Source organism: Streptomyces sp. SCSIO 30461 (assembly GCF_037023745.1).
Lineage (GTDB): Bacteria > Actinomycetota > Actinomycetes > Streptomycetales > Streptomycetaceae > Streptomyces.
The window spans coordinates 1,129,005-1,151,524 of sequence record NZ_CP146101.1; the positions used below are offsets into that span (position 1 = coordinate 1,129,005).

Sequence of the window (22,520 nt, forward strand, 5' to 3'; positions counted from 1 at the left end):
GGAAGGGCGGCCGGTACCAGGACTCCAACCGACGGGGGGCACGGGATGAACGCACTGCACAGCACCACTTCGAGCGCAGTTGTCACGCGTCTGCACGACGTCGTGAGGAGCACCGAGAAGTCCGGCGTCGTGAACGGGCGGGGGTGCGTTCGCGGCGCCGGGCGCCAGCACAGGTCCTCGACGGCGTCCACGGCCTTCATGGCGATCGTGGACGCCGGCACGGAGGGTGCGGGCGCCGAACATCCGGGGGCGGCTGCGACGGGGGTGGCAGGGGCGGGTGCGGTGAACAACGCCGAGGCGGCGTTCACCGCGTACGTCCAGGAGCGCCGCGCCTCCCTGTACGCGACGGCCTACCACCTGACCGGCGACCGGTTCGAGGCGGAGGACCTGCTCCAGAGTGCGCTCTTCTCGACCTACCGCGCCTGGGACCGGATCAGCGACAAGGCGGCGGTCGGCGGCTATCTGCGCCGGACCATGACCAATCTGCACATCAGCGCGTGGCGCCGCCGCAAGCTCAACGAGTACCCGACCGAGGAGCTCCCGGAGACGGCGGGCGAGACGGACGCGATGCGCGGCACGGAGCTGCGGGCGGTGCTGTGGCAGGCACTGGCCCGGCTGCCCGAACTCCAGCGCACCATGCTGGTGCTCCGCTACTACGAGGGCCGCACCGATCCCGAGATCGCGGACATCCTCGACATCAGTGTCGGCACGGTGAAGTCGAGCATCTGGCGGTCGCTCCGCCGACTGCGCGAGGACGAGGCCCTCAGCTTCGGCCGTGACGAGGAAGAGTCCTTCGGCGAGCTGGTCGCCTGAGGGCAGTACGGGGGCAAGGCACCCACGGGGGATACGGGGTGTCTTGACGGGGGGACCGGGATCGCGACGGGGGACGTCGGCGGTCTCAACGGGGGAAGCACGGGGGAGTCGCGGGGACCACGGGGGATCTCAGCGGCGCGGGGAACACCACGGCCGGCCAGGACGAGACGTCCGGGCCGGCCATGCGTGTCCGCGGCGGCGCCGCGGGAGCCGCCTGACCAGGGCGTGCCGCGTCAGGGGCGCGATGCCGCTTGGGTGGCCTGCGCCTGGAGGTTGCGCCCCACAGCAGCTGCGGAGAGCCGCCCGATGGCCTCCTCCTTGCCGCACGGGTGGGCCCCGAGTGCACACTGACGGGCGACGATGGCTTTCTCCGCGCGCATCAGCCGCCAGCCGCGGCGCAGCAGGAACGGCACCGACTTGCGGCCCTCACGCAGATCGCGCAGCAGACGGCGGCGGAAGGTCGTGGAAGGACGCCCGCGCAGGCACAGCGCGTCGGCGAGCAGTCCGAGTTCACGGCAGCGGCGCACGATGTCCGCCGCGAAGACGCCTTCGGCGATGAGCAGCGGGGTCCGCTCGACGGCGAGGGTCTCCCAGCCGGTGCGCGAGCTGGTGGCGATGTCGTAGACGGGCACGGTGGTCCGTCCCGTCAGGCACAGTTCCTCGATCGCGCGCACCGCGGCATCGGCGTCCCAGGAAGCGGGGTCGTCCCAGTCGATGTCGGTGCTGCCCAGGACCAGCGGCAGCGTGGGGTCGTCCCCTTCCTTGTAGAAGTCGTCGAGTCGCAGCACCGGGAGACCGGAACGCTCGGCGAGGGAGGACTTCCCGGAGCCGGATGGCCCGGAGAGCAGGACGACACGCGTCGGAAGGGGTTGGGAACTCACGGGACACCAGTGTGAACCATTAACCCCCGTGGGGGATCCCCCGGTGGTCGAGTTGGTATCGAGCGTCACACAAGAACTACTGTGTGTGGCCGTTCCGTTACTCCAGTAGTCAGGAATCTCATGGCGCGACACGCAAAGCCACGGCAGCCGAGGCTCAGGGCCGCCGGCCTCACCGTCACCGTCAGCGCGATCGGCGCGGCCATCGGCGGCGGCGCGGGAGTGGCCCAGGCGGCTGAGCACGCGGAGCCGGCTCCGGCGCTCCCGGCGTACCGGGTCGCGGACCTCGAACCGGCCCCGGCCGTGGGAGCACTGACCGGGGCGACGGGGGCCGGGGCCGTGGGCAATCCGGTCAGGTCCGTCCCGCTGAACCCGCTCGCGCACACCCCCGTGGACCCGCTGAACAACGGCGTCGGCACCCAGATCGCCGATTTCAAGCCCGTCGACACCCGGCAGGCCACCGGTTCGCTCGGACATGTGCCGGACGTCCCGGTGGCGGGCCCGATGCTGGGCGGTCTGGGCAGGGGCTGAGCACGGACCGGGTGCGCCGGGCGCGGACACGTGCGCGGCAGAACGACGGAGAGCCGCGCCTCCCCCGGACGGAGGGGAGGCGCGGCTCTCCGGCTTCTCGGCTCTGCTCCGTCCCGGGTGGATCGTCAGCGAGCCGATAGGACCGTCACCGAAGTCGAGCGGACCGTCAGTACGACGAGCCCGACGCGCCCAGCGAACCCGTGGGGTGCCAGACGGTCTTGGTCTCCAGGAACGCCGTCATCCGGCGCGTACCCGGGTCGGCCGACCAGTCGTCTGCGCCCGGGCGGAGCACCCGCTTGAGGTTGTCGGCGGCGGCGGCCTCCAACTCCTTCGCCAGCTGCTCGTCGGCTCCGGTCAGGTCGATCGCGTTGACGTCCTGGTGCGCGGCGAGCGGGGTGGCGATCTCGGCGGTGCGGCCGGAGAGCACGTTGACCACGCCGCCGGGCAGGTCGGACGTGGCCAGCACCTCGCCGAGGGACAGCGCGGGCAGCGGGGCCTTCTCGGAGGCGATGACGACGACCGTGTTGCCCGTCGTGATCGCCGGGGCGATCACCGACACGAGACCCAGGAACGAGGACTCCTGCGGGGCCAGCACCGTGACGACACCGGTCGGCTCAGGAGTGGACAGGTTGAAGTAGGGACCCGCGACCGGGTTCGCCCCGCCCACGACCTGGCCGATCTTGTCGGTCCAGCCCGCGTACCAGACCCAGCGGTCGATCGCCGCGTCCACCACCGCGCCTGCCTTGGACTTCGACAGGCCCTCGGCGTCGGCCACCTCGCGCACGAACTGCTCGCGGCGGCCCTCCAGCATCTCGGCGATGCGGTAGAGGATCTGGCCGCGGTTGTACGCGGTGGCACCCGACCAGGCACCGAACGCCTTGCGGGCCGCGACGACCGCGTCGCGGGCGTCCTTGCGGGACGACAGCGGCGCGTTGGCCAGCCAGTTGCCCTTCGAGTCGGTCACCTCGTACACCCGTCCGCTCTCGCTGCGGGGGAACTTGCCCCCGACGAACAGCTTGTAGGTCTTGAAGACACTGAGGCGCGAATCAACGGAGCTCATGCGCGCTCCCCCTTCGGGGTCGACGGGGCGAGGTAGGCCTCCAGACCGTGTCGGCCGCCCTCGCGGCCGAAGCCCGACTCCTTGTAACCGCCGAACGGCGAGGTCGGATCGAACTTGTTGAAGGTGTTGGCCCAGACCACACCGGCGCGGAGTTTGTTCGCCACCGCGAGGATGCGGGAGCCCTTCTCCGTCCAGATGCCGGCCGACAGGCCGTACTGGCTGTTGTTGGCCTTGGCGACGGCCTCGTCCGGGGTGCGGAAGGACAGCACCGAGAGCACCGGGCCGAAGATCTCGTCGCGGGCGATGGTGTGGGCCTGGGTGACGTTGGTGAACAGCGTCGGGGCGAACCAGTAGCCCGACGAAGGCAGCTCGCACGGGGCGGTCCAGCGCTCGGCGCCCTCTGCCTCGCCGGTCTCCGCCAGCGCGGTGATCCGGGCCAGCTGCTCAGCCGAGTTGATCGCGCCGATGTCCGTGTTCTTGTCCAGTGGGTCGCCGAGGCGCAGCGTGGACAGTCGGCGCTTGAGTGCGTCGAGGAGCTCGTCCTGGATCGACTCCTGGACCAGCAACCGGGAACCCGCGCAGCACACCTGTCCCTGGTTGAAGAAGATGCCGCCGACGATGCCCTCGACCGCCTGGTCGATGGGGGCGTCGTCGAAGACGATGTTGGCGCCCTTGCCGCCCAGCTCCAGGGTGACCTTCTTGTCCGTCCCGGCCACCGAGCGGGCGATCGCCTTGCCGACCGCGGTGGAGCCGGTGAAGGCGACCTTGTCGACGTCCGGGTGCTCGACCAGCGCCGCGCCCGCGTCGCCGTATCCGGGAAGGATGTTGACGACGCCCTTCGGCAGTCCGGCCTGGCGGCAGATGTCCGCGAAGAACAGCGCTGACAGCGGCGTGGTCTCGGCGGGCTTCAGCACCACCGTGTTGCCGGTGGCGAGCGCCGGGGCGATCTTCCAGGCCAGCATCAGCAGCGGGAAGTTCCACGGGATGACCTGGCCGGCCACCCCGAGTGGACGCGGGTTCGGGCCGTAGCCCGCGTGGTCGAGCTTGTCGGCCCAGCCCGCGTAGTAGAAGAAGTGCGCGGCGACCAGCGGCAGGTCCGCGTCGCGGGTCTCCTTGATCGGCTTTCCGTTGTCGAGGGTCTCCAGGACGGCGAGCTCACGCGAGCGCTCCTGGATGATCCGGGCGATACGGAACAGGTACTTGGCGCGCTCCGAGCCCGGCAGCGCGGACCACTTCTCGAACGCCTTGCGGGCGGCCTTCACGGCGCGGTCGACGTCCTCGGGTCCCGCCTGGGCGACCTCGGACAGGACCTCCTCGGTGGACGGGGAGACCGTCTTGAAGACCTTGCCGCCGGCGGCGTCGGTGAACTCGCCGTCGATGAACAGGCCGTACGAGGGCGCGATATCGACGACCGACCGCGATTCGGGAGCGGGTGCGTATTCAAAGGACATGGTCATCTCGCTCAGTCCACCGTCACGTAGTCGGGGCCGGAGTAACGGCCGGTCGCCAGCTTCTGGCGCTGCATCAGCAGGTCGTTCAGCAGGCTGGAGGCGCCGAAGCGGAACCAGTGGTTGTCCAGCCAGTCAGTACCGGCGGTCTCGTTGACCAGCACCAGGAACTTGATCGCGTCCTTGCTGGTGCGAATGCCTCCGGCGGGCTTCACACCCACCTGCACGCCCGTCTGTGCGCGGAAGTCGCGGACGGCTTCCAGCATGAGCAGGGTGTTCGCCGGGGTGGCGTTGACGGCGACCTTGCCGGTGGAGGTCTTGATGAAGTCGGCACCCGCCATCATGCCGAGCCAGGAGGCGCGGCGGATGTTGTCGTACGTGGAGAGCTCGCCGGTCTCGAAGATGACCTTCAGGCGGGCGGCGCCCGAGGCCTCCTTGACCGCCCGGATCTCCTCGAAGACCTTCATGTAGTCGCCCGCGAGGAAGGCCCCGCGGTCGATCACCATGTCGATCTCGTCGGCGCCGGCGGCGACGGCGTCGCGGGTGTCCGCGAGCTTCACGTCAAGGGCCGCACGGCCCGCGGGGAAGGCGGTGGCGACCGACGCGACCTTGACGTCCGCCCCGCCGATGGCGGCCTTGGCGGTGGCCACCATGTCGGGGTAGACGCAGACGGCGGCCGTCTTCGGCGTCGTGCGGTCGGTCGGGTCGGGGTTGACGGCCTTGGCGGCGAGCGCCCGGACCTTGCCCGGGGTGTCCGCGCCTTCCAGCGTCGTCAGGTCGATCATCGAGATGGCCAGGTCGATGGCGTACGCCTTGGCCGTCGTCTTGATGGAGCGGGTGCCGAGAGACGCGGCGCGCGCTTCCAGGCCGACGGCGTCGACACCGGGCAGCCCGTGCAGGAAGCGGCGCAGTGCGCTGTCGGACGAGGTCACGTCAGCGAATGCAGGTGCAATGGTGGGCATGGTCACCAGGGGAGCATATCTACGCGCGTAGCGACTGTACAGTCCCGGGTCGATTCGGGACGCCCCCTCCGTCTGCTCCGCCGTCTCCTCGTTGTCGTCCGGCCTCTGTTCGGTGCCTCCTCCGGCGTCCTCTCCGCCATGTACTCCGCCGTCTCCTCCCTGCTCCCCCGGGCGGTGGGCGCGGGCCGTGGCCCCGGGTCGCGATCCGGGCTGTCGGGATAGTTGTCCACAGGCTTTCCCGGGGCTTGGACGGGTGAGGCAGAATCGATGGCATGACGACCTCCAGCCCAGGCCAGGGCCCCGAGCAGCAGCACGTCGAGCCGGCGTACGCCGATCGCGTCTTCCGGTCAGCCGCCGCGATGGTCTGCGGTGCGCTGATGCTCGGGGTGGCCGCCTGGATCGGCGGCGACGCGCTGCTGCACGGCGCAGGGCGCGCGCCCTGGCTGGCGCTCGCGGCGCTGCTGTGCGCCGTGCCGTTGATCGTCTCGTTCACGCTCCGGCCGGCGGTGTTCGCCAATGACGACCGGCTCCGGATCAGGAACCCGTTCCGCACGATCACGCTCCCGTGGGCATCGGTCGCCGACATCAGATCCGGGTATTCGAGCGAGGTCTTCACCCAGCAGGGCGCCAAGTACCAGCTGTGGGCGGTGCCGGTGTCGCTGGGCAGGCGCAAGCGAGCGGCCCGCAGGCAGGCCAGGGCCGCGGTGGACGACCCGCACGGCCGCACCCGCGTGACCGCTGACGTCGACGACGCCGGATCACGGATGGCGCCCGCCGACCAGACGGTCAAGGACCTGCGCGAGATGAGCGAGCGCTGTGCCGCCCTGCCGGGGGCGCAGGGCGATGCCCGAGTGCGCTGGTCCTATGAGGTCATAGCCCCCGCGGTGGCGGGCGGGATCCTGCTCGTGGTGCTGCTGGTCACGGGCTGACGCCCCGCCGGGGCGCTGTCACGCCCCGCGTGCTCGGCGGCCACGACGAGGATGGCGACAGAGGCCCGAAGCCGACCGTGCTCTGCCAAGCCCGCCGGGGCGAGCGGGTCGCATCCGAAGGGGTCACGGGGGTCCTGACCACACCAGCAGCAGATACGAGCCGAACCAAGCCGACCCGAGCACCGCACCTCCCAGCACCAGGGCCACGACGGCACGCCGGGCCCGTGCCACCGCCAGGGCGATCGGCAGCAGGAGGGGAAACGCCGGCATGAGGAACCGCGCCCGGGGGAAGTAGACGCCCCCGCTGCCGAGGACGACGGCCAGCAGCACGCCCGAGTAGACCAGCAGCAGGAGCGGCTGGCGGTCCGCCAGGCAGAGCAGGAACAAGCCGGCGGACAGGATCAGGACGAGCGACACCAGGACCAGGAACAGCGTGGGCGTCGTGTCCTCGGCCAGTTGTCGGCGCAGTTGCCGGAGCGTCTCCCGGCCGCCGTCCCACTCGTTGCGCCACAGCTTCTGCACGGCGAAGTATCCGTCCCAGCGGCCGACTCGCAGCCCCACCCAGCCGACATACCCGGCCCACCCCAAGGGTGCGAGCAGCACGCCGGCCAGTGCCCGCCGGTCCCGGAGGCGCGCGTACGCCACCAGGCCCGCCAGGGCCACGGCGGCGGCCACGGCGATTCCGGTCGGCCGGGTCAGCCCGGCCAGCGTCGCGAGCGAGCCCGCCCACAGCCAGCGGTTTCTGAGTCCCGCGTAGAGGGCCCAAGCGGTGAGGGCGGTGAACAGGGACTCGGTGTAGCCCATCCACTGGACGACTCCGACGGGGCCGGCGGCCCAGAGCACGGCGAGCACGGTCCCGGTGCGCCGCCCGTGCAGCAGGTCGCCGATCGCGAAGACGCCCCATGCCGCGACCAGCGACGCCGCCACGGCGATCGCCAGCGCGACGGAGGCGCGGGTGCCGGGCGTCACCGCGGCGACGGCCTTCATCAGCATGGGGTAGAGCGGGAAGAAGGCCAGGTTGTTGGAGTCGAGCGCGGTGCCGAGCTCCTGCTGGTAGCCGTGGTCCGCGATGCCCACGTACCAGCGTGAGTCCCAGGTGGTGGCCAGTGTGGGCCACAGGCCGCGGCCCTGCACATGGCTCCAGCGGGCCAGCACGAGCAGCACGAAAAGTCGGACCACCGCGTATCCGAGCAGCGCGGGGGCGACCTTGCGCAAGGCCAGTGAGACCCGCCGCCGCGCGCCACCCGGTGCACGCCCGCCTCCCGTGGCCGGTGGGCGGCGGGAGGCGGGGACGGTGCGATGGTGCGCTGTCGCGGTCGGGGGCACTGCGGCTGCTCCGGTGGTTCGGCGGGCGTGATGCCGTGGTCACCTTCACCCGCACTGCCGGGGCAGGGCACGGGCGGCTGCGTCAACTGCCGTACGGGATTCACCCGCAGGAGGACGCCCCCTCATGCCTCTGACCGTACGTCAGATACCGGCGGCAGTCGCCAGGTCCGTCTTGATCGCCCCCAGGACGTCGGCGGCGCGACCGCGCGCGGCGGAGAGCTCGCGGGCGTCGCCGACCGGGACCACGACCTCCAGATAGCACTTCAGCTTGGGCTCGGTACCGCTCGGGCGGACGATCACCCGGGCCTTGAACTCGCCCTCCAGGTAGTACCGCAGGCCGTCCGTGGGCGGCAGCTGGGCGGTGCCCTTGGTGAGGTCCTCCGCCGAGACCACGTGCAACCCGGCCAGCAGCACCGGCGGCTGCTCACGCAGTCTGCGCATCGCGTCCGCGATGATGCCGAGGTCCTCGACCCGGACCGAGAGCTGGTCGGTGGCGTGCAGTCCGTGCGCGACGGCGAGATCGTCCAGCAGGTCGGAGAGGCCGCGGCCCTGAGCCTTCAGCTCGGAGGCCAGCTCCGCGACCAGCAGGGCGGCGGTGATGCCGTCCTTGTCGCGTACGCCCTCGGGGTCGACGCAGTAGCCCAGCGCCTCCTCGTAGCCGTACCGCAGGCCCTCGACACGGGCGATCCACTTGAACCCGGTCAGGGTCTCCTCGTAGCCGAGACCGGCCGCCTCGGCGATCCGGCCGAGCAGCGAGGACGACACGATCGACTCGGCGAAGGTGTGCCGTGCGTCCCCGGCGCGGACGCCCTTGCGGACCAGGTGCGCGGCCAGCAGCGCGCCCACCTCGTCACCGCGGAGCATCCGCCAGCCCCCGTCGGCACCGTCGTCCGGGACGGCGACGGCGCAGCGGTCGGCGTCCGGGTCGTTGGCGATCACGATGTCGGGCCCGACCTCCCGCGCCTTGACGAAGGCCAGGTCCATCGCACCCGGCTCCTCCGGGTTCGGGAACGCGACGGTGGGAAACGCGGGATCGGGCTCCGCCTGCTCGTCCACCAGCACCGGCGCGGGGAAACCGGCACGCTCCCAGGCCGCCAGCACCACGTCCGTGCCGACGCCGTGCATGGCCGTGTAGACCACACGGGCGGTACGCGGCGAGGCGGGGGTCAGCACGACGTCCGTACGCGCCAGATACGCGTCGAGGACCTCGTCCCCGAGCGTCTCCCAGCCCGAACCGGGCCGCGGGACGTCGTGCAGGCCGCCCACCGCGTCGATCCGTTCGGCTATCCCGGCGTCGGCGGGCGACACGATCTGCGAGCCGTCGCCCAGGTAGACCTTGTAGCCGTTGTCGCGCGGCGGGTTGTGGCTGGCGGTCACCTCGACACCGGCGACGGCTCCCAGGTGCCTGATCGCGAACGCGAGCACCGGTGTCGGCAGCGGCCGGGGAAGCAGCGCGGCGCGCAGCCCGGCGCCGATCATCACTGCGGCGGTGTCCCGGGCGAAGTCAGCCGACTTGTAGCGGGCGTCGTAGCCGATGACGACGAGGCCGTCGGTGTGCCCCTGTGCCTTCAGGTAGGCGGCGAGCCCGGCGGCGGCCCGGATGACCACGGCACGGTTCATCCGCATGGGCCCGGCCCCGAGTTCCCCTCGCAGCCCGGCCGTCCCGAACTGGAGCGTCCCGGCGAACCGCGCCTCCAGATCCGTGGTGTCCCCGGCCTCGATCAGGCGGCTGAGCTCGTCCCGAGTCTCGGCGTCGGGGTCCTCGGCGAGCCAAGCCTGTGCTCTGGCGATCAGGTCCTGCGCCACGGTGAGTGCCTCTCTTGGATGTCGTTGTGCGTACGGCTCAGGGATACCCGCTCAGGCGGGCCTGCCCCAGCCATCGGGGCGCGCGGGGGGTCCGGGAACGGAGGCTCCGGACGCCGCCACGGGCGAGCGCACCGCCGAGCCCGCGCCCCATCCCGTGCCAGGGCGGTGAACCGCGGCGGTGCGGGCACATCGCGGTGCCCGCACCGTGCCGTGTTCAGGGAGAAGCCCTCAGATACGGGAGAGGACCTGCGTCAGCAGCTCACCCATCCGCGCCGCGGAGTCGCGTCCCGCCTGGAGGACCTCCTCGTGGTTGAGGGGCTCGCCCGACAGGCCCGCGGCCAGATTGGTGACCAGGGAGATGCCGAGCACCTCGGCGCCGGCCTCGCGTGCCGCGATCGCCTCCAGGACGGTGGACATGCCGACGAGGTCGCCACCCATCACACGGACCATGTTGATCTCGGCCGGGGTCTCGTAGTGCGGGCCGGGGAACTGGACGTACACGCCCTCCTCCAGCGACGCGTCCACCTCCTTGCACAGGGCCCGCAGCCGCGGCGAGTACAGGTCGGTCAGGTCCACGAAGTTCGCGCCGACGATCGGGGACGCGGCCGTCAGATTGATGTGGTCGCTGATCAGCACGGGCTGGCCGGGGCGCATGCCCTCACGCAGACCGCCGCAGCCGTTGGTGAGGACGACGGTCTTGCAGCCCGCCGCGACGGCGGTGCGCACACCGTGGGCGACAGCGGCGACGCCTCGGCCCTCGTAGTAGTGGGTGCGGCCGAGGAAGACCAGCGCGCGCTTCTCGCCGATCTTGTAAGAGCGGATCTTGCCGCCGTGTCCCTCGACGACGGGCGGGGGGAAGCCGGGCAGCTCGGTGACCGGGAATTCGGTCTCGGGAGCGCCGAGGGCGTCGACGGCCGGCGCCCAGCCGGAGCCCATCACCAGGGCGACGTCGTGGGTCTCGGCGCCCGTGAGCTCACGCAGGCGGGCAGCGGCCTCGGAGGCGGCGGCATGGGGATCCGGGGTAACAGAAACGTTCACAGGCAAAGCCTAGCCCGAGATGCCCTACGCGCGTAGATGACGATGCTCACTAGATATCCGGCCGGTTTCTCGTCGCTTCCGACAAGAGCCGCCGATGGGCCGCGTGCGTCGAACGCATGAACGTCGCCATGCGCGAACGGCGGATCCGGTCCGATGCGGGGGAGCCGCGTGCCGCCGAGTGCCCGACCCGGCCCGAGTCCGTGCGACTCGGCCTCGTTCGGCCCGACTCGACCGGTCTGGTTCGATCCGGCCTAACAGGGGCGCTTGCGCAGCTCCATCACGTAGTCGTGCGGCGCCCCTGCCGACTCCGCGGCGTCGGCGATCTCACCCAGGTAGCGCGCCGACGGCAGCCCGCCCTCGTAGCCGTTCAGCACGTACACCCAGGCCGCTTCCTCGCCGTCCAGCGTGTGCACGCGCACTCGCATCCGCCGGTATATGTCGAGCCCGACGCCTTCCCAGCGGTCCATCGAGTCCTCGTCCAGCGGCGCGATGTCGTACAACGCGACGAAGACCTGGGAGCGGGGCGCCTCCACGATGGTGGCCAGCGCTCCCTCCCAGCCCATCTGCTCGCCGCCGAACGTCAGCCGCCAGCCGCTGAGCCAGCCCGTGCCTCGCAGCGGGGAGTGCGGGGCGCGGCGGGTCATCAGCCGCGCGTCGAGGTTGCCGGCGTACGCGGCGTAGAGCGACATGAGGTCGAGGGTACGGGAGGGGGAGCGCCGTTGGCCTGTCTCCACGGTCCGCATCACGTGCCGAGCCCGGTCTCCGACGTGTGAAGCCGTCCAGGTCCGTCCGAAACGCGACCCGGCGCGAAGCACCTTGAAGCGTGCGGGACAATGGGTGGGACGGCACCACCCGGCAGAGCGAGAGCGCGAGGCGTAACCCCAGTGACCCGGATCGTGATCATCGGCGGCGGACCCGGCGGATACGAGGCGGCCCTGGTGGCGGCCCAGCTCGGCGCGGAGGTGACCGTCGTCGACAGCGACGGCCTCGGCGGAGCCTCCGTGCTCACCGACTGCGTGCCTTCGAAGACCCTGATCGCCACCGCCGAGGTGATGACCAATTTCGACTCCTCCCACGAGGAGCTCGGCATCATCGTGGCCGACGACACCCCGCACATCGAGCAGCCGGCCCGGATCGTGGGCGTCGACCTCGGCAAGGTCAACCGACGGGTGAAGCGGCTCGCGCTCGCCCAGTCCCACGACATCACCGCATCCGTCACCCGGGCGGGTGCCCGTGTCATGCGGGGCCGCGGCAGGCTCAACGGTCGGCAGGCCACCGACGGCTCCCGTCAGGTCATCGTCACGGCGGCGGACGGCACCGAGGAGACCCTCACGGCCGACGCGGTGCTGATCGCCACCGGCGGTCACCCGCGTGAGATCCCCGACGCGCAGCCCGACGGTGAGCGCATCCTGAACTGGACCCAGGTCTACGACCTCACCGAGCTCCCCGAGGAACTGATCGTGGTGGGCTCCGGTGTCACGGGCGCCGAGTTCGCCGGCGCGTACCAGGCGCTGGGGTCCAGGGTCACCCTCGTCTCCTCCCGCGACCGCGTGCTCCCGGGCGAGGACCCGGACGCGGCGGCCGTACTGGAGGACGTGTTCCGGCGCCGTGGCATGAACGTCATGGCGCGCTCCCGCGCCCAGTCGGCCAAGCGTGTCGGGGACCGGGTGGAGGTGACGCTCGCGGACGGCCGGGTCATCTCGGGCACGCACTGCCTGATGGCCGTCGGCGCGATCCCCAACTCCGAGGGAATGGGCCTGGAGGACGCGGGGGTGCGCCTCAAGGAGTCCGGGCACATCTGGACCGACAAGGTCTCGCGCACGTCCGCGCCCGGTGTGTACGCGGCCGGGGACGTCACCGGCGTCTTCGCGCTCGCCTCGGTCGCCGCGATGCAGGGCCGTATCGCGATGTACCACTTCCTCGGCGACGCGGTCGCCCCGCTGAACCTCAAGACGGTCTCGTCGAACGTCTTCACCGACCCGGAGATCGCCACCGTCGGCTACACCCAGGCGGATGTGGACGCCGGTGTGATCGACGCCCGCGCCGTCAAGCTGCCGCTGCTGCGCAATCCTCGCGCGAAGATGCAGGGCATCCGGGACGGTTTCGTCAAGATCTTCTGCCGTCCCGGCACCGGGATCGTGGTCGGCGGTGTGGTCGTGGCCCCGCGCGCTTCGGAACTGATCCACCCCATCTCGATCGCGGTCGACAACAATCTGACGGTGGAACAGATCGCAAACGCTTTCACCGTGTACCCCTCGCTTTCGGGCTCGATCGCGGAAGTCGCACGGCAGCTGCACACGCGCAAGGCGGCCGGAGAGGCCTAGGTGACGCGCCGGCGAAGCGCGGGCCAGGCATATCGCGGGCATTCACGGGCCAAGTGGGGCGTACCTCCTGACACGGTGTGACGGGGTCATACCATGACGGGGTCCTTCTTGTACGGAACTTCGCCGATTCGGCGCAAAGCGCTGAAAAGTGTCGGCCGGTCAGGTTACTGTCAGTTTCGTGTTCGCTGCAGAACGTCGTCAGTTGATCCTCGAAATGGTGCGCGCCAATGGAGCCGTGTCGCTCCGTGAGCTCGCCCGCGTAGTCCAGACCTCCGAAGTGACCGTACGCCGGGACGTGCGCGCGCTTGAGGCAGAAGGACTCCTCGACCGCCGGCATGGCGGTGCGGTGCTGCCGGGTGGATTCACGCGAGAGTCCGGCTTCCCGCAGAAATCCCATCTCGCGACCGCGGAGAAGACGGCGATCGCCGACGCCGCCGCGGCCCTGGTCGAAGAAGGCGAGGCCATCGTGGTCGGCGCCGGCACGACCACGCAGGAGCTGGCACGCCGGCTCGCGCGGGTCCCCGGGCTGACCGTGGTGACCAACTCGCTGCTGGTCGCCCAAGCGCTCGCGCACGCCAACCGCGTCGAGGTCGTCATGACCGGAGGCACCCTGCGTGGCTCGAACTACGCGCTGGTCGGCAGTGGGGCGGAGCAGTCCCTCCAGGGGCTGCGGGTGTCACGTGCCTTCCTCTCCGGGAGCGGGCTCACGGCCGAGCGCGGTCTGTCCACGTCCAACATGCTGTCGGCGAGCGTCGATCGGGCGCTGGTGCAGGCGGCGGCGGAGGTGGTGGTACTCGCGGACCACACCAAGCTCGGTACGGACACGATGTTCCAGACCGTGCCGACGGATGTGATCACCCGCCTGGTGACCGACGAGCCCCCGCCGCACGACGACCGGGCGGCGACCGAGCTCCAGGCCCTGGCCGACCAGGGCGTCCAGATCGCGGTGGCCGGCGCAGGCGGTGGTGCCGCCCGCCCTCGCCATGAGGTGCCCCTGCCGGGCCAGCGGCGTACGCACCCGGGGGCGGGTGCCGGCGCGGCACTGAGGACTGCGGTCCTGGCGGAGCAGCCCGCCCGTGTGGCGGACCTCCGTAGAAGGTAGTCATCTGCTGTGTGCCGGGGCGCGTGCTGCGGGGTGTCACGGTGTCCTGCACCCCGCAGCGGTGCCCGGAGTTTCGAGGTGCTCCCTGCTTCCCTGCTCCGTGTGGTGGGCAGGGGTGTCTCCGGCACCTTAGGGGTGGAGGCCGCGGAGGGTCAGGCGGAGCAGGCGGTCCGGGAGGGCGGGGTCGTTCGGAGCCTGCTCCGCGGCGAGGGCGATAGCGTTGGTGAGCTGCATCAGGTCGCCGATCGAGACATCCGCACGCACCACCTCCGCCTCCTGCGCACGCGCCAGCAGCGCCGCCCCCGCCTCACACAGAGGCTCGCTGCACTGGGACAGCGAGGCGGACATCAGGGCCCGCGCCACCCCCCGGTACTCACCGGTGTGAGTGATGATGGCGCGCAGCCACTCCACCAGCGCCCCGCACGGCTGCTCAGCCGACGCCAGTTGACGCGAGCGCTCCAGCAGGGCTGCCAGGGCATCCTGGAACACCGCGTTCATCAGTGCGTGGCGATTCGGGAAGTGGCGGTAGAGAGTGCCGATGCCCACGCCCGCGCGCCGGGCGATGTCCTCCAGGGACGCGTCCGTACCGTGCTCCGCGAACGCGGCGCGTGCCTCGACGAGCAGACGCTCGTAGTTGCGGCGAGCGTCGGCCCGCATCGGCCGGGAGGCCCCGGCCGGGACGCCCGACGTACCCGAGGCCGCCGTGCCCGTGGTGCTCGTGGTCATGGCACCCAGCATGCCGCAAGGCCCGGTACGTGTGCGGGCCCCGCCGGGAATGCTTGGGCCCACACACGTACCGGCGATGTCAGTCCTTGATCTCGCAGATCACCGCACCGGAGGTGAGCGACGCGCCCACCTCCGCGGAAAGGCCCTTGACGGTGCCGGAACGGTGCGCGTTCAGCGGCTGCTCCATCTTCATGGCCTCCAGGACGACGACCAGGTCGCCCTCGTTGACCTGCTGGCCCTCCTCGACCGCGACCTTGACGATCGTGCCCTGCATCGGGGACGCGAGCGTGTCACCGGACGCGGCCGGGCCGGACTTCTTGGCCGCACGGCGCTTCGGCTTGGCGCCGCCCGCGGCGGCGGTGCGGGCCAGGGTCATGCCCAGCGAAGACGGCAGCGAGACTTCGAGGCGCTTGCCGCCGACCTCGACCACGACGGTCTCGCGGCCGGGCTCGTCCTCGGCCTCGGCGTCAGCCGGGACCGCGAACGGCTTGATCTCGTTGACGAACTCGGTCTCGATCCACCGGGTGTGGACGGTGAACGGCTTGCCGCCCTCCGGGGCGAAGGCGGGGTCGGCCACCGCGGCGCGGTGGAACGGGATGGCCGTGGCCATCCCCTCGACCTGGAACTCCTCCAGCGCGCGCCGCGCGCGCTGGAGGGCCTGCTCGCGGGTCGCGCCGGTGATGATCAGCTTGGCGAGCAGCGAGTCCCAGGCAGGTCCGATGACGCTGCCGGACTCGACACCCGCGTCCAGCCGGACGCCGGGGCCGGTCGGCGCGGAGAAACTGGTGACCGTGCCCGGCGCGGGGAGGAAGTTGCGGCCCGGGTCCTCACCGTTGATACGGAACTCGAAGGAGTGTCCGCGCAGCTTCGGGTCGTCGTAGCCGAGCGCCTCACCGTCTGCGATGCGGAACATCTCGCGCACCAGGTCGATGCCGGTGACCTCCTCGGTGACCGGGTGCTCCACCTGGAGACGGGTGTTGACCTCGAGGAAGGAGATCGTGCCGTCCATGCCGACGAGGAACTCGACGGTGCCGGCGCCGACGTAACCGGCTTCCTTGAGGATGGCTTTGGACGCGCGGTACAGCTCCGCGTTCTGCTCGTCCGTCAGGAACGGCGCGGGCGCCTCCTCGACCAGCTTCTGGTGGCGGCGCTGGAGGGAGCAGTCGCGGGTGGAGACGACCACCACGTTGCCGTGCTGGTCGGCCAGGCACTGGGTCTCGACGTGGCGGGGCTTGTCGAGGTAGCGCTCGACGAAGCACTCGCCGCGGCCGAAGGCGGCCACGGCCTCGCGCACGGCGGAGTCGTACAGCTCGGGGACCTCTTCGAGGGTGCGGGCGACCTTCAGGCCGCGCCCGCCGCCGCCGAAGGCGGCCTTGATGGCGATCGGGAGGCCGTGCTCCCGGGCGAACGCCACGACCTCGTCGGCGCCCGAGACCGGGTCCGGGGTGCCGGCGACCAGCGGGGCGCCGGCGCGCTGCGCGATGTGGCGGGCGGCGACCTTGTCGCCGAGGTCGCGGATCGCTGCGGGCGGGGGGCCGATCCAGGTCAGCCCGGCGTCGATGACGGCCTGGGCGAACTCGGCGTTCTCGGAGAGGAAGCCATATCCGGGGTGGATGGCGTCGGCGCCCGAATCGGCCGCGGCCTTCAGGACCTTGCCCATGTCCAGATAGCTGGCCGCCGGGGTGTCACCGCCCAGGGCGAACGCCTCGTCGGCCGCGCGGACGTGCAGTGCGTCACGGTCCGGATCGGCGTAGACGGCTACGCTCGCGATCCCGGCGTCCCGGCATGCACGGGCAACGCGGACAGCGATCTCGCCTCGGTTGGCGATGAGCACCTTGCGCACGATGGCTCCCTCCTTGCTGTGTGGTCCGGGGGGATGCCACCCCCGGTCTGCGGCTACCTACGCCGCGGGCCGGACCCCGCCCGGGATCCTCCCTGCCGGAGTGCTCGGCGGGTCACCGCGCCGAAGACTTCGCTCAAACACGCTGAGTTTAGGGACTACCGACACGGGCTTTCGACCCGTTCCCACTCGTGAGCTTGCCCACACGGAGGGTGATCCGGGACATACCCATACCGTGAAACCCCTTGTCGCACCACGGTACGCCTGGTTCCTGCCGTGCAGCGTAGCCCTCCTGTGTGGTCTAGGTCTCTGACCAAGGATTAAGCCGCGCGGCTCGATTCTTTGTGGAGTCCCTACGAATGGGCGAATGATTCTTTGCCTGTGCCCTGGCCCTTGTCCGCGGGTTTACCCGTTAGTAGCGTTCGCCCTGTCATTCGTACTACTGGTAACAGACCGCTGGGAACTGTGGGGTGGGCGCCGTGGCGCGCAGACTGGTGGCCGTCGTGGCGGCCCTCGTGCTCTTCCTTGAGGCCGTCGGCATCGTGGTCATCAACGGCATCATGGCCACCTTCGTGGGCAAGCAGAACATGTCGCTCGACGGCATGGACCCCGATCACATGGTCACCGCCACCTGGGTGATGGGCGGGGTCTTCGGTCTCTTCCTGGCCGCATGCGGGGTGCTGCTGCTGATCGCCGGAATCAGGGACCGTGCGCCCGGCCGCTTCGGGCGCGTCCTGCTGATCGTCTGCGCGGTGATGCACGGGGTCATCGGCGCGGTGACCGTGGGGCTGCTCGGCTGGCACGCGTTCGCGTTCATGATGGCGGTGCTGGGGCTGATCGTGCTGGCGCTGGTGGTGTACGGGGCGGGGGCGCCGGGCGCTCCGGACGAGCCCGCCGACCACGCGCCCACCGGCACCCCGGAGGGCCCGGCGACCGCGCCGGGCGACGCGGCGCCCGCGTAAGGCGCGAGCAGACACGCTCCGGGCCCACGCGGGCGCGGTGTCGCGGTTTCTCAGACCCAGAGGTCCGTGATCTTGATGCCGAGTTCGCCGAGCAGGCGCCGCAGCAGCGGCAGCGACAGCCCGATGACATTGCCGTAGTCGCCCTCGATGGAGTCCACGAACGGTGATGAGCGCCCGTCCAGGGTGAACGCGCCCGCGACCCGCAGCGGTTCGCCGCTCGCCACGTAGGCGGCGATCTCGGCGTCCGTGGGGTCGCCGAAATTCACCGTGGTGGACGCCGTCGCCGAGGCACGCCGCCCGGTGGCGTTGTCGATCACGCAGTGCCCGGTCCGCAGTACGCCCGCCCGGCCGCGCATGGCCTTCCAACGGGCGATGGCCTCCTCGGCGTCCGCGGGCTTGCCCAGGGCCCCGCCGTCCAGGTCCAGCACCGAATCACAGCCGATGACCAGGGCACCGGCGGCTTCCTGCCGGTCCGCCACGGCGGCGGCCTTCGCCTCCGCGAGCACCAGCGCCAGTTCGGTGGGGTTGGGCGCGGTCAGTGCGTCCTCGTCCACTCCGCTGACGAGCACCTCGGGGCCGAGTCCCGCATGGCGGAGCAGCCCGAGACGGGCGGGGGACGCGGAGGCGAGAACGAGACGGCGGCGCTGCTGATCGGTCATGCGGGCCATCGTAGGGGGCCGGGCGTGTCGCGGTCCCGTGAACGGAATCCGGATGCGGACAGGCCCCGAAACGCCCTGAGGCTGCACTTGGACTCAGTTCCGCAGCGGACTCAGCGCAGCCCCACAGCGATCATGCCGATGATCACCACCAGTGCCAGCAGCACGCCCGCCCGGCGCATCATCACCTCCATGTCGCGCAGCTCCTGAGGCGGTTCGTCCTTCGGGTCTGACCAGAGCATGGTTCCATCGTGCGGCCCCGGCGGGCACCGGCGCCTGAGTACGCGTACTCAACTGCCGGAGAGCGACTCGACCGCCGGTAGCCCGCGGTGCCGGGACCATTCCGGCGCCAGAATCGACATCACCGTCGCGTCCACCCGCTCGCCCTCCCACAGCAGGGCGTCACGCAGCACGCCCTCGGCGACGAACCCGACCTTCTCGTAGGCACGGCGGGCTCGCGGGTTGAACGCGTAGACCTCCAGTGAGACGCGGTGCAACCCCAGCTGCTCGAACCCGTAGCCGACGATCAGCCGGGTCGCCTCGGTCCCCAGGCCCTGCCCGTACGTCCCGGGCACGAGGCAGATGCGGAAGCCGCAGCTCTCGTTGCCCGGGTCCCACAGGTTCAGCACCACCTCGCCGACGACGACGCCCGTCGCCCGGTCGACCACGGCGAGGTCCAGCCGGTCGTCCTGGTCGCCGCGCGTGGCGTACCACCGCCGCAGCCGCGCCTCGCTGAGTCGGTCGCCGTCCGCGTGGTTGCCGGTGAGCCGGGAAGCCTCCGGGTCGTCGAACATCGGCAGCAGCGCGGGCAGGTCGTCCGCCGTGACCGGGCGGAGCAGCACCCGCGTCCCGCTCAGCGTGGGCTTGGTACGGAAGTCGGGTTTCGGCCCGGCGAGCGCGGGTGCGGGGTCGGTCATGGACGCATTGTGTCCGCCCGGCCCGACCCGCGTCGTCAGGTTTTCGGACGGGTGCTCAGGCGGGCCAGAAGGTACGCGTCCAGGCCCGCGGTCCCGGCTGCCGGGACCGCGCCCGGGCGATCCTGGCCGGGTCCGACCACTCCTCGGGCACCCTCGGCGCGCCCGGTGCGGCCGAAGCCGTCGCCGCGGCGCGCGCCTGGACCACCGCCAGTGCGGCGGCCAGCTCCTCGGGGGTGGGGTTGCCCCGTACGACCTTGATCACAGCGGCTCCTTTCCGGATGTGCCGGGCTCAGAGGGGGATGTTCCCGTGCTTCTTCGGGGGAAGGCTTTCCCGCTTCGTCCGCAGCTGACGCAGACCCTTGACGATCTGCGCGCGGGTGTCGGACGGCATGATCACGGCGTCGATGTAGCCGCGCTCGGCCGCGGTGTACGGGTTGAGCAGCGTGTCCTCGTAGTCCTGGATCAGCTCGGCGCGCACCTGTTCCACATCGTCGCCGGCCGCCGCGATCGTGCGGCGGTGCAGGATGTTCACCGCGCCCTGCGCGCCCATGACGGCGATCTGCGCGGTCGGCCAGGCCAGGTTGAGGTCGGCACCCAGGTGCTTCGAGCCCATCACGTCGTACGCGCCGCCGAAAGCCTTCCGCGTGATCACGGTGATCAGCGGGACCGTCGCCTCGGCGTAGGCGTAGATCAGCTTGGCGCCGCGCCGGATGATGCCGTTGTACTCCTGGTCGACACCCGGCAGGAAGCCGGGCACGTCCACGAAGGTCACCACCGGGATGTTGAACGCGTCGCAGGTGCGCACGAACCGCGCGGCCTTCTCGCTGGCGTCGATGTTCAGGCAGCCCGCGAACTGCATCGGCTGGTTGGCCACGATGCCGACCGGGAAGCCTTCGACCCGGCCGAAGCCGGTGACGATGTTCGGCGCGAACATCGCCTGGGTCTCCAGGAAGTCGCCGTCGTCCAGTACATGCTCGATGACGGTGTGAATGTCATACGGCTGGTTGGCGCTGTCCGGGATGAGCGTGTCCAGCTCGCGGTCCTCGTCGGTGAGGTCGAGGACGGCCTCCTCCGGGAAGGCGGGCGGCTCGGAGAGATTGTTCGACGGCAGGTACGAGAGCAGGGACTTGACGTACTCGATCGCCTCCTTCTCGTCGCCCGACATGTGGTGCGCGACACCGGAGGTGGTGTTGTGCGTACGGGCGCCGCCGAGCTCCTCGAAGCCCACGTCCTCGCCGGTGACCGTCTTGATGACGTCCGGGCCGGTGATGAACATGTGCGAGGTCTGGTCGACCATCACCGTGAAGTCCGTGATGGCGGGGGAGTACACCGCGCCGCCCGCGCAGGGGCCGACGATCAGCGAGATCTGCGGGATCACACCGGAGGCGTGGGTGTTGCGGCGGAAGATCTCGCCGTACATGCCGAGGGCCATCACGCCCTCCTGGATACGGGCGCCACCGGAGTCGTTGATGCCGATCACCGGGCAGCCGGTCTTCAGCGCGAAGTCCATCACCTTGACGATCTTCTGGCCGTACACCTCGCCCAGCGCCCCGCCGAAGACCGTGAAGTCCTGTGAGAACACGGCCACCGGGCGCCCGTCCACCGTGCCGTAGCCGGTGACGACACCGTCTCCGTACGGACGGGTCTTCTCCAGGCCGAAGTTGGTGGAGCGGTGCCGCGCGAGCTCGTCCAGCTCCACGAACGAACCCTCGTCGAGGAGGAGTTCGACTCGCTCGCGAGCCGTCAGCTTGCCCTTGGCGTGCTGCTTCTCGACGGCGCGCGCGGAACCGGCGTGGGTCGCCTCGTGGACGCGGCGCTGGAAGTCTTCGAGCTTGCCAGCGGTGGTGTGGATGTCGATCTCTTGAGGCTCTGCCGGCTCGGACATCGGGCTGCGGCTCCCTGGCTGGTCACGGGGGTATTGGGGGACACCCGGTGGTGTCGGGCTACTGGCTCGTAGCGTATCGGCGCGGCTACGGCAGCGCAGTGCGGCGTTTGCCACACCGCGCCGAGCTTGCGCGAGTGACGGGACGCGTTGTGGTGGGGGCGGTGTGTGACGCCTCATGGCGCTCGTCAGGGGGGTCGAAGGGCGGTTCGCTCGCGAAGTACCGTCGTTCCGGCTCGTTCCGGCTCGTTCCGGCTCGTTCCGGCTTGTTTTGGCTCGTTCCGGTCCGATCCGACCGGCGGGGCTCGCACCGGCTCGCATTGGCCTTCCCGGCCTCGAACGGGCCAAGCTGTGCCCCATGACCCCTCCCCCTCCCCCTCCCGCCGCATCCGAAGGCCGTTGGTCGAATCTCGACCGGCCCCCGCTCAACGAGGCGGCGCTGCGCCGTGCCCTGCTGCGCCCCGGTGGGCTGTGGACCTCCCTCGATGTCGTCGACTCCACCGGATCCACCAATTCCGATCTGGCCGCACGGGCGGCCGGGCTGGCGGAAGGCGCGGTGCTCGTCGCAGAGGAGCAGACCGCGGGCCGCGGCCGTCTCGACCGGAGCTGGACGGCGCCCGCGCGCTCCGGACTCTTCCTCTCCGTACTGCTCAAACCGGACGTGCCCGTCGCTCGCTGGGGGTGGCTGCCGCTGCTCACGGGCGTCGCCGTCGCGACGGGCCTCGCCAGGGCCGCGGGCGCGGACTTCGCCCTCAAATGGCCGAACGATCTGCTGGTGCGGGTCGGCGGCGAGGAGCGCAAGACGGGCGGGATCCTCGCCGAGCGCGTCGGCAACGACGGCGTCGTGATCGGTATCGGCATCAACGTCACCCTGCGTGAGGAAGAGCTGCCGGTACCAGGGGCGGGTTCGCTCGCACTCGCAGACGCGATCTCGACCGACCGCGACCCCTTGCTGCGGGCACTGCTGCGTTCCCTGGAGGACTGGTACGGGAAGTGGCGGGCGTCCAACGGCGACCCGCACCTGTCCCGACTCCAGGAGACATACGCGGCCGGCTGTTCGACCCTCGGCCTGCGGGTCCGGGTCGAACTGCCCGGGGACCGCACTCTGATCGGCGAGGCCGTCGCCATAGACGGGGACGGACGCCTGGTCGTGACCACTCCGGACGGTGAGGACCACCCCATCGGGGCGGGTGACATCGTGCATCTGCGTCCGGGCGGCTGAACGAGGTGCGCGACCCGGACGTGAGCTAGGGCACACCTGCCGTATCGTTGAGGCGCGCCGGTGGGTTCGCGATGTGCGCGGACCCGGCACGGCATGAC

General features: G+C 71.0%; 21 protein-coding genes and 1 pseudogene. 7 read left to right on the top strand and 15 right to left on the bottom strand.

The features are described 5' to 3' along the window. Window positions 1-45 precede the first annotated feature (45 nt). On the top strand, window positions 46-813 hold the full coding sequence (locus V1460_RS05155) for a SigE family RNA polymerase sigma factor (RefSeq protein ID WP_338672407.1): 768 nt from the start codon (window positions 46-48) through the stop codon (window positions 811-813). Between the two features lie 233 nt (window positions 814-1,046). On the opposite strand, the gene V1460_RS05160 is transcribed toward V1460_RS05155, so the two are convergent. Next, the gene (locus tag V1460_RS05160) at window positions 1,047-1,763 is read right to left on the bottom strand and encodes a uridine kinase (protein WP_338672408.1); all 717 of its coding nucleotides are present in this window, start codon (window positions 1,761-1,763) and stop codon (window positions 1,047-1,049) included. Between the two features lie 51 nt (window positions 1,764-1,814). Between V1460_RS05160 and V1460_RS05165 the strand changes: the two genes are divergently transcribed. Next, window positions 1,815-2,222 (top strand): hypothetical protein, encoded by a 408-nt coding sequence (locus V1460_RS05165; protein WP_338672410.1) that lies wholly within the window; start codon window positions 1,815-1,817, stop codon window positions 2,220-2,222. Window positions 2,223-2,388: 166 nt separating this feature from the next. Here V1460_RS05165 and V1460_RS05170 read toward each other — a convergent pair whose 3' ends face one another. Genes V1460_RS05170 through deoC form a run of 3 tightly spaced genes read right to left on the bottom strand, consistent with a single transcriptional unit; the run spans window position 2,389 to window position 5,692 of the window. After that, window positions 2,389-3,282, bottom strand: a complete 894-nt coding sequence (locus tag V1460_RS05170; RefSeq protein WP_338672411.1) for an aldehyde dehydrogenase family protein — start codon at window positions 3,280-3,282, stop codon at window positions 2,389-2,391. Further along, window positions 3,279-4,739 (bottom strand): aldehyde dehydrogenase family protein, encoded by a 1,461-nt coding sequence (locus V1460_RS05175; RefSeq protein WP_338672412.1) that lies wholly within the window; start codon window positions 4,737-4,739, stop codon window positions 3,279-3,281. Before V1460_RS05175 ends, V1460_RS05170 begins: the two co-directional genes overlap by 4 nt. A gap of 5 nt (window positions 4,740-4,744) precedes the next feature. Next, the gene (deoC, locus tag V1460_RS05180; protein WP_338672413.1) at window positions 4,745-5,692 is read right to left on the bottom strand and encodes a deoxyribose-phosphate aldolase; all 948 of its coding nucleotides are present in this window, start codon (window positions 5,690-5,692) and stop codon (window positions 4,745-4,747) included. A gap of 272 nt (window positions 5,693-5,964) precedes the next feature. Here deoC and V1460_RS05185 point away from each other — a divergent pair, with 272 nt between their 5' ends. Further along, window positions 5,965-6,621 (top strand): PH domain-containing protein, encoded by a 657-nt coding sequence (locus tag V1460_RS05185; RefSeq protein WP_338672415.1) that lies wholly within the window; start codon window positions 5,965-5,967, stop codon window positions 6,619-6,621. Window positions 6,622-6,744: 123 nt separating this feature from the next. Here the strand turns inward: V1460_RS05185 and V1460_RS05190 are convergent, their stop codons facing one another. The 4 genes from V1460_RS05190 to V1460_RS05205 form a co-directional block, all read right to left on the bottom strand. Next, window positions 6,745-7,947, bottom strand: a complete 1,203-nt coding sequence (locus V1460_RS05190; protein WP_338672417.1) for a hypothetical protein — start codon at window positions 7,945-7,947, stop codon at window positions 6,745-6,747. Window positions 7,948-8,088: 141 nt separating this feature from the next. After that, window positions 8,089-9,753, bottom strand: coding sequence for a phospho-sugar mutase (locus V1460_RS05195; protein ID WP_338672418.1), 1,665 nt, complete (start codon window positions 9,751-9,753; stop codon window positions 8,089-8,091). A gap of 228 nt (window positions 9,754-9,981) precedes the next feature. Continuing rightward, window positions 9,982-10,791, bottom strand: a complete 810-nt coding sequence (locus tag V1460_RS05200; RefSeq protein WP_338672419.1) for a purine-nucleoside phosphorylase — start codon at window positions 10,789-10,791, stop codon at window positions 9,982-9,984. 251 nt (window positions 10,792-11,042) lie between these two features. Continuing rightward, window positions 11,043-11,480 (bottom strand): gamma-glutamylcyclotransferase, encoded by a 438-nt coding sequence (locus tag V1460_RS05205; RefSeq protein ID WP_338672421.1) that lies wholly within the window; start codon window positions 11,478-11,480, stop codon window positions 11,043-11,045. A gap of 126 nt (window positions 11,481-11,606) precedes the next feature. Here V1460_RS05205 and V1460_RS05210 point away from each other — a divergent pair. Both V1460_RS05210 and V1460_RS05215 read left to right on the top strand, forming a co-directional pair. Beyond that, window positions 11,607-13,115 (top strand): annotated as a pseudogene (locus V1460_RS05210) (NAD(P)H-quinone dehydrogenase); the annotation flags it as partial. 178 nt (window positions 13,116-13,293) lie between these two features. After that, window positions 13,294-14,217: a DeoR/GlpR family DNA-binding transcription regulator gene (locus V1460_RS05215; RefSeq protein WP_338672422.1), complete on the top strand. Its 924-nt coding sequence runs from the start codon at window positions 13,294-13,296 to the stop codon at window positions 14,215-14,217. Window positions 14,218-14,346: 129 nt separating this feature from the next. Here the strand turns inward: V1460_RS05215 and V1460_RS05220 are convergent, their stop codons facing one another. Continuing rightward, window positions 14,347-14,943 (bottom strand): TetR/AcrR family transcriptional regulator, encoded by a 597-nt coding sequence (locus tag V1460_RS05220; protein ID WP_407077400.1) that lies wholly within the window; start codon window positions 14,941-14,943, stop codon window positions 14,347-14,349. 79 nt (window positions 14,944-15,022) lie between these two features. Beyond that, a complete protein-coding gene (locus V1460_RS05225; protein WP_338672423.1) occupies window positions 15,023-16,786 on the bottom strand; it encodes an acetyl/propionyl/methylcrotonyl-CoA carboxylase subunit alpha in 1,764 nt (587 codons plus the stop codon). A gap of 467 nt (window positions 16,787-17,253) precedes the next feature. Here V1460_RS05225 and V1460_RS05230 point away from each other — a divergent pair, with 467 nt between their 5' ends. Continuing rightward, the gene (locus V1460_RS05230; protein ID WP_338672424.1) at window positions 17,254-17,745 is read left to right on the top strand and encodes a hypothetical protein; all 492 of its coding nucleotides are present in this window, start codon (window positions 17,254-17,256) and stop codon (window positions 17,743-17,745) included. Window positions 17,746-17,795: 50 nt separating this feature from the next. On the opposite strand, the gene V1460_RS05235 is transcribed toward V1460_RS05230, so the two are convergent. From V1460_RS05235 to V1460_RS05255, 5 genes are all read right to left on the bottom strand, one after another. After that, entirely contained in the window at window positions 17,796-18,413 is a 618-nt protein-coding gene (locus V1460_RS05235) for a nucleoside triphosphate pyrophosphatase (RefSeq protein WP_338672425.1), read from the bottom strand. 101 nt (window positions 18,414-18,514) lie between these two features. Then, window positions 18,515-18,643, bottom strand: a complete 129-nt coding sequence (gene mmpB / locus V1460_RS05240; RefSeq protein ID WP_338672426.1) for a morphogenic membrane protein MmpB — start codon at window positions 18,641-18,643, stop codon at window positions 18,515-18,517. 48 nt (window positions 18,644-18,691) lie between these two features. After that, window positions 18,692-19,318 (bottom strand): GNAT family protein, encoded by a 627-nt coding sequence (locus V1460_RS05245; protein WP_338672427.1) that lies wholly within the window; start codon window positions 19,316-19,318, stop codon window positions 18,692-18,694. A gap of 55 nt (window positions 19,319-19,373) precedes the next feature. Further along, window positions 19,374-19,580, bottom strand: coding sequence for an acyl-CoA carboxylase epsilon subunit (locus V1460_RS05250; protein ID WP_338672428.1), 207 nt, complete (start codon window positions 19,578-19,580; stop codon window positions 19,374-19,376). 27 nt (window positions 19,581-19,607) lie between these two features. Next, window positions 19,608-21,203: an acyl-CoA carboxylase subunit beta gene (locus V1460_RS05255; RefSeq protein ID WP_338672429.1), complete on the bottom strand. Its 1,596-nt coding sequence runs from the start codon at window positions 21,201-21,203 to the stop codon at window positions 19,608-19,610. A 355-nt stretch (window positions 21,204-21,558) separates the two neighbouring features. On the opposite strand from V1460_RS05255, the gene V1460_RS05260 reads away from it, so the two are divergent. Further along, window positions 21,559-22,422 (top strand): biotin--[acetyl-CoA-carboxylase] ligase, encoded by an 864-nt coding sequence (locus tag V1460_RS05260; protein WP_338672430.1) that lies wholly within the window; start codon window positions 21,559-21,561, stop codon window positions 22,420-22,422. Window positions 22,423-22,520 lie beyond the last annotated feature (98 nt).

What these genes read in the sequence shown, in the direction of transcription:
- V1460_RS05155 (WP_338672407.1), top strand. Translation starts at nt 46, where the DNA reads ATGAACGCACTGCACAGCACCACTTCGAGCGCAGTTGTCACGCGTCTG.
- V1460_RS05165 (WP_338672410.1), top strand. Translation starts at nt 1,815, where the DNA reads ATGGCGCGACACGCAAAGCCACGGCAGCCGAGGCTCAGGGCCGCCGGC.
- V1460_RS05170 (WP_338672411.1), bottom strand. Translation starts at nt 3,282, where the DNA reads ATGAGCTCCGTTGATTCGCGCCTCAGTGTCTTCAAGACCTACAAGCTG.
- V1460_RS05175 (WP_338672412.1), bottom strand. Translation starts at nt 4,739, where the DNA reads ATGACCATGTCCTTTGAATACGCACCCGCTCCCGAATCGCGGTCGGTC.
- deoC (WP_338672413.1), bottom strand. Translation starts at nt 5,692, where the DNA reads ATGCCCACCATTGCACCTGCATTCGCTGACGTGACCTCGTCCGACAGC.
- V1460_RS05185 (WP_338672415.1), top strand. Translation starts at nt 5,965, where the DNA reads ATGACGACCTCCAGCCCAGGCCAGGGCCCCGAGCAGCAGCACGTCGAG.
- V1460_RS05205 (WP_338672421.1), bottom strand. Translation starts at nt 11,480, where the DNA reads ATGTCGCTCTACGCCGCGTACGCCGGCAACCTCGACGCGCGGCTGATG.
- V1460_RS05220 (WP_407077400.1), bottom strand. Translation starts at nt 14,943, where the DNA reads ATGACCACGAGCACCACGGGCACGGCGGCCTCGGGTACGTCGGGCGTC.
- V1460_RS05235 (WP_338672425.1), bottom strand. Translation starts at nt 18,413, where the DNA reads ATGGCCCGCATGACCGATCAGCAGCGCCGCCGTCTCGTTCTCGCCTCC.
- mmpB (WP_338672426.1), bottom strand. Translation starts at nt 18,643, where the DNA reads ATGCTCTGGTCAGACCCGAAGGACGAACCGCCTCAGGAGCTGCGCGAC.
- V1460_RS05245 (WP_338672427.1), bottom strand. Translation starts at nt 19,318, where the DNA reads ATGACCGACCCCGCACCCGCGCTCGCCGGGCCGAAACCCGACTTCCGT.
- V1460_RS05255 (WP_338672429.1), bottom strand. Translation starts at nt 21,203, where the DNA reads ATGTCCGAGCCGGCAGAGCCTCAAGAGATCGACATCCACACCACCGCT.
- V1460_RS05260 (WP_338672430.1), top strand. Translation starts at nt 21,559, where the DNA reads ATGACCCCTCCCCCTCCCCCTCCCGCCGCATCCGAAGGCCGTTGGTCG.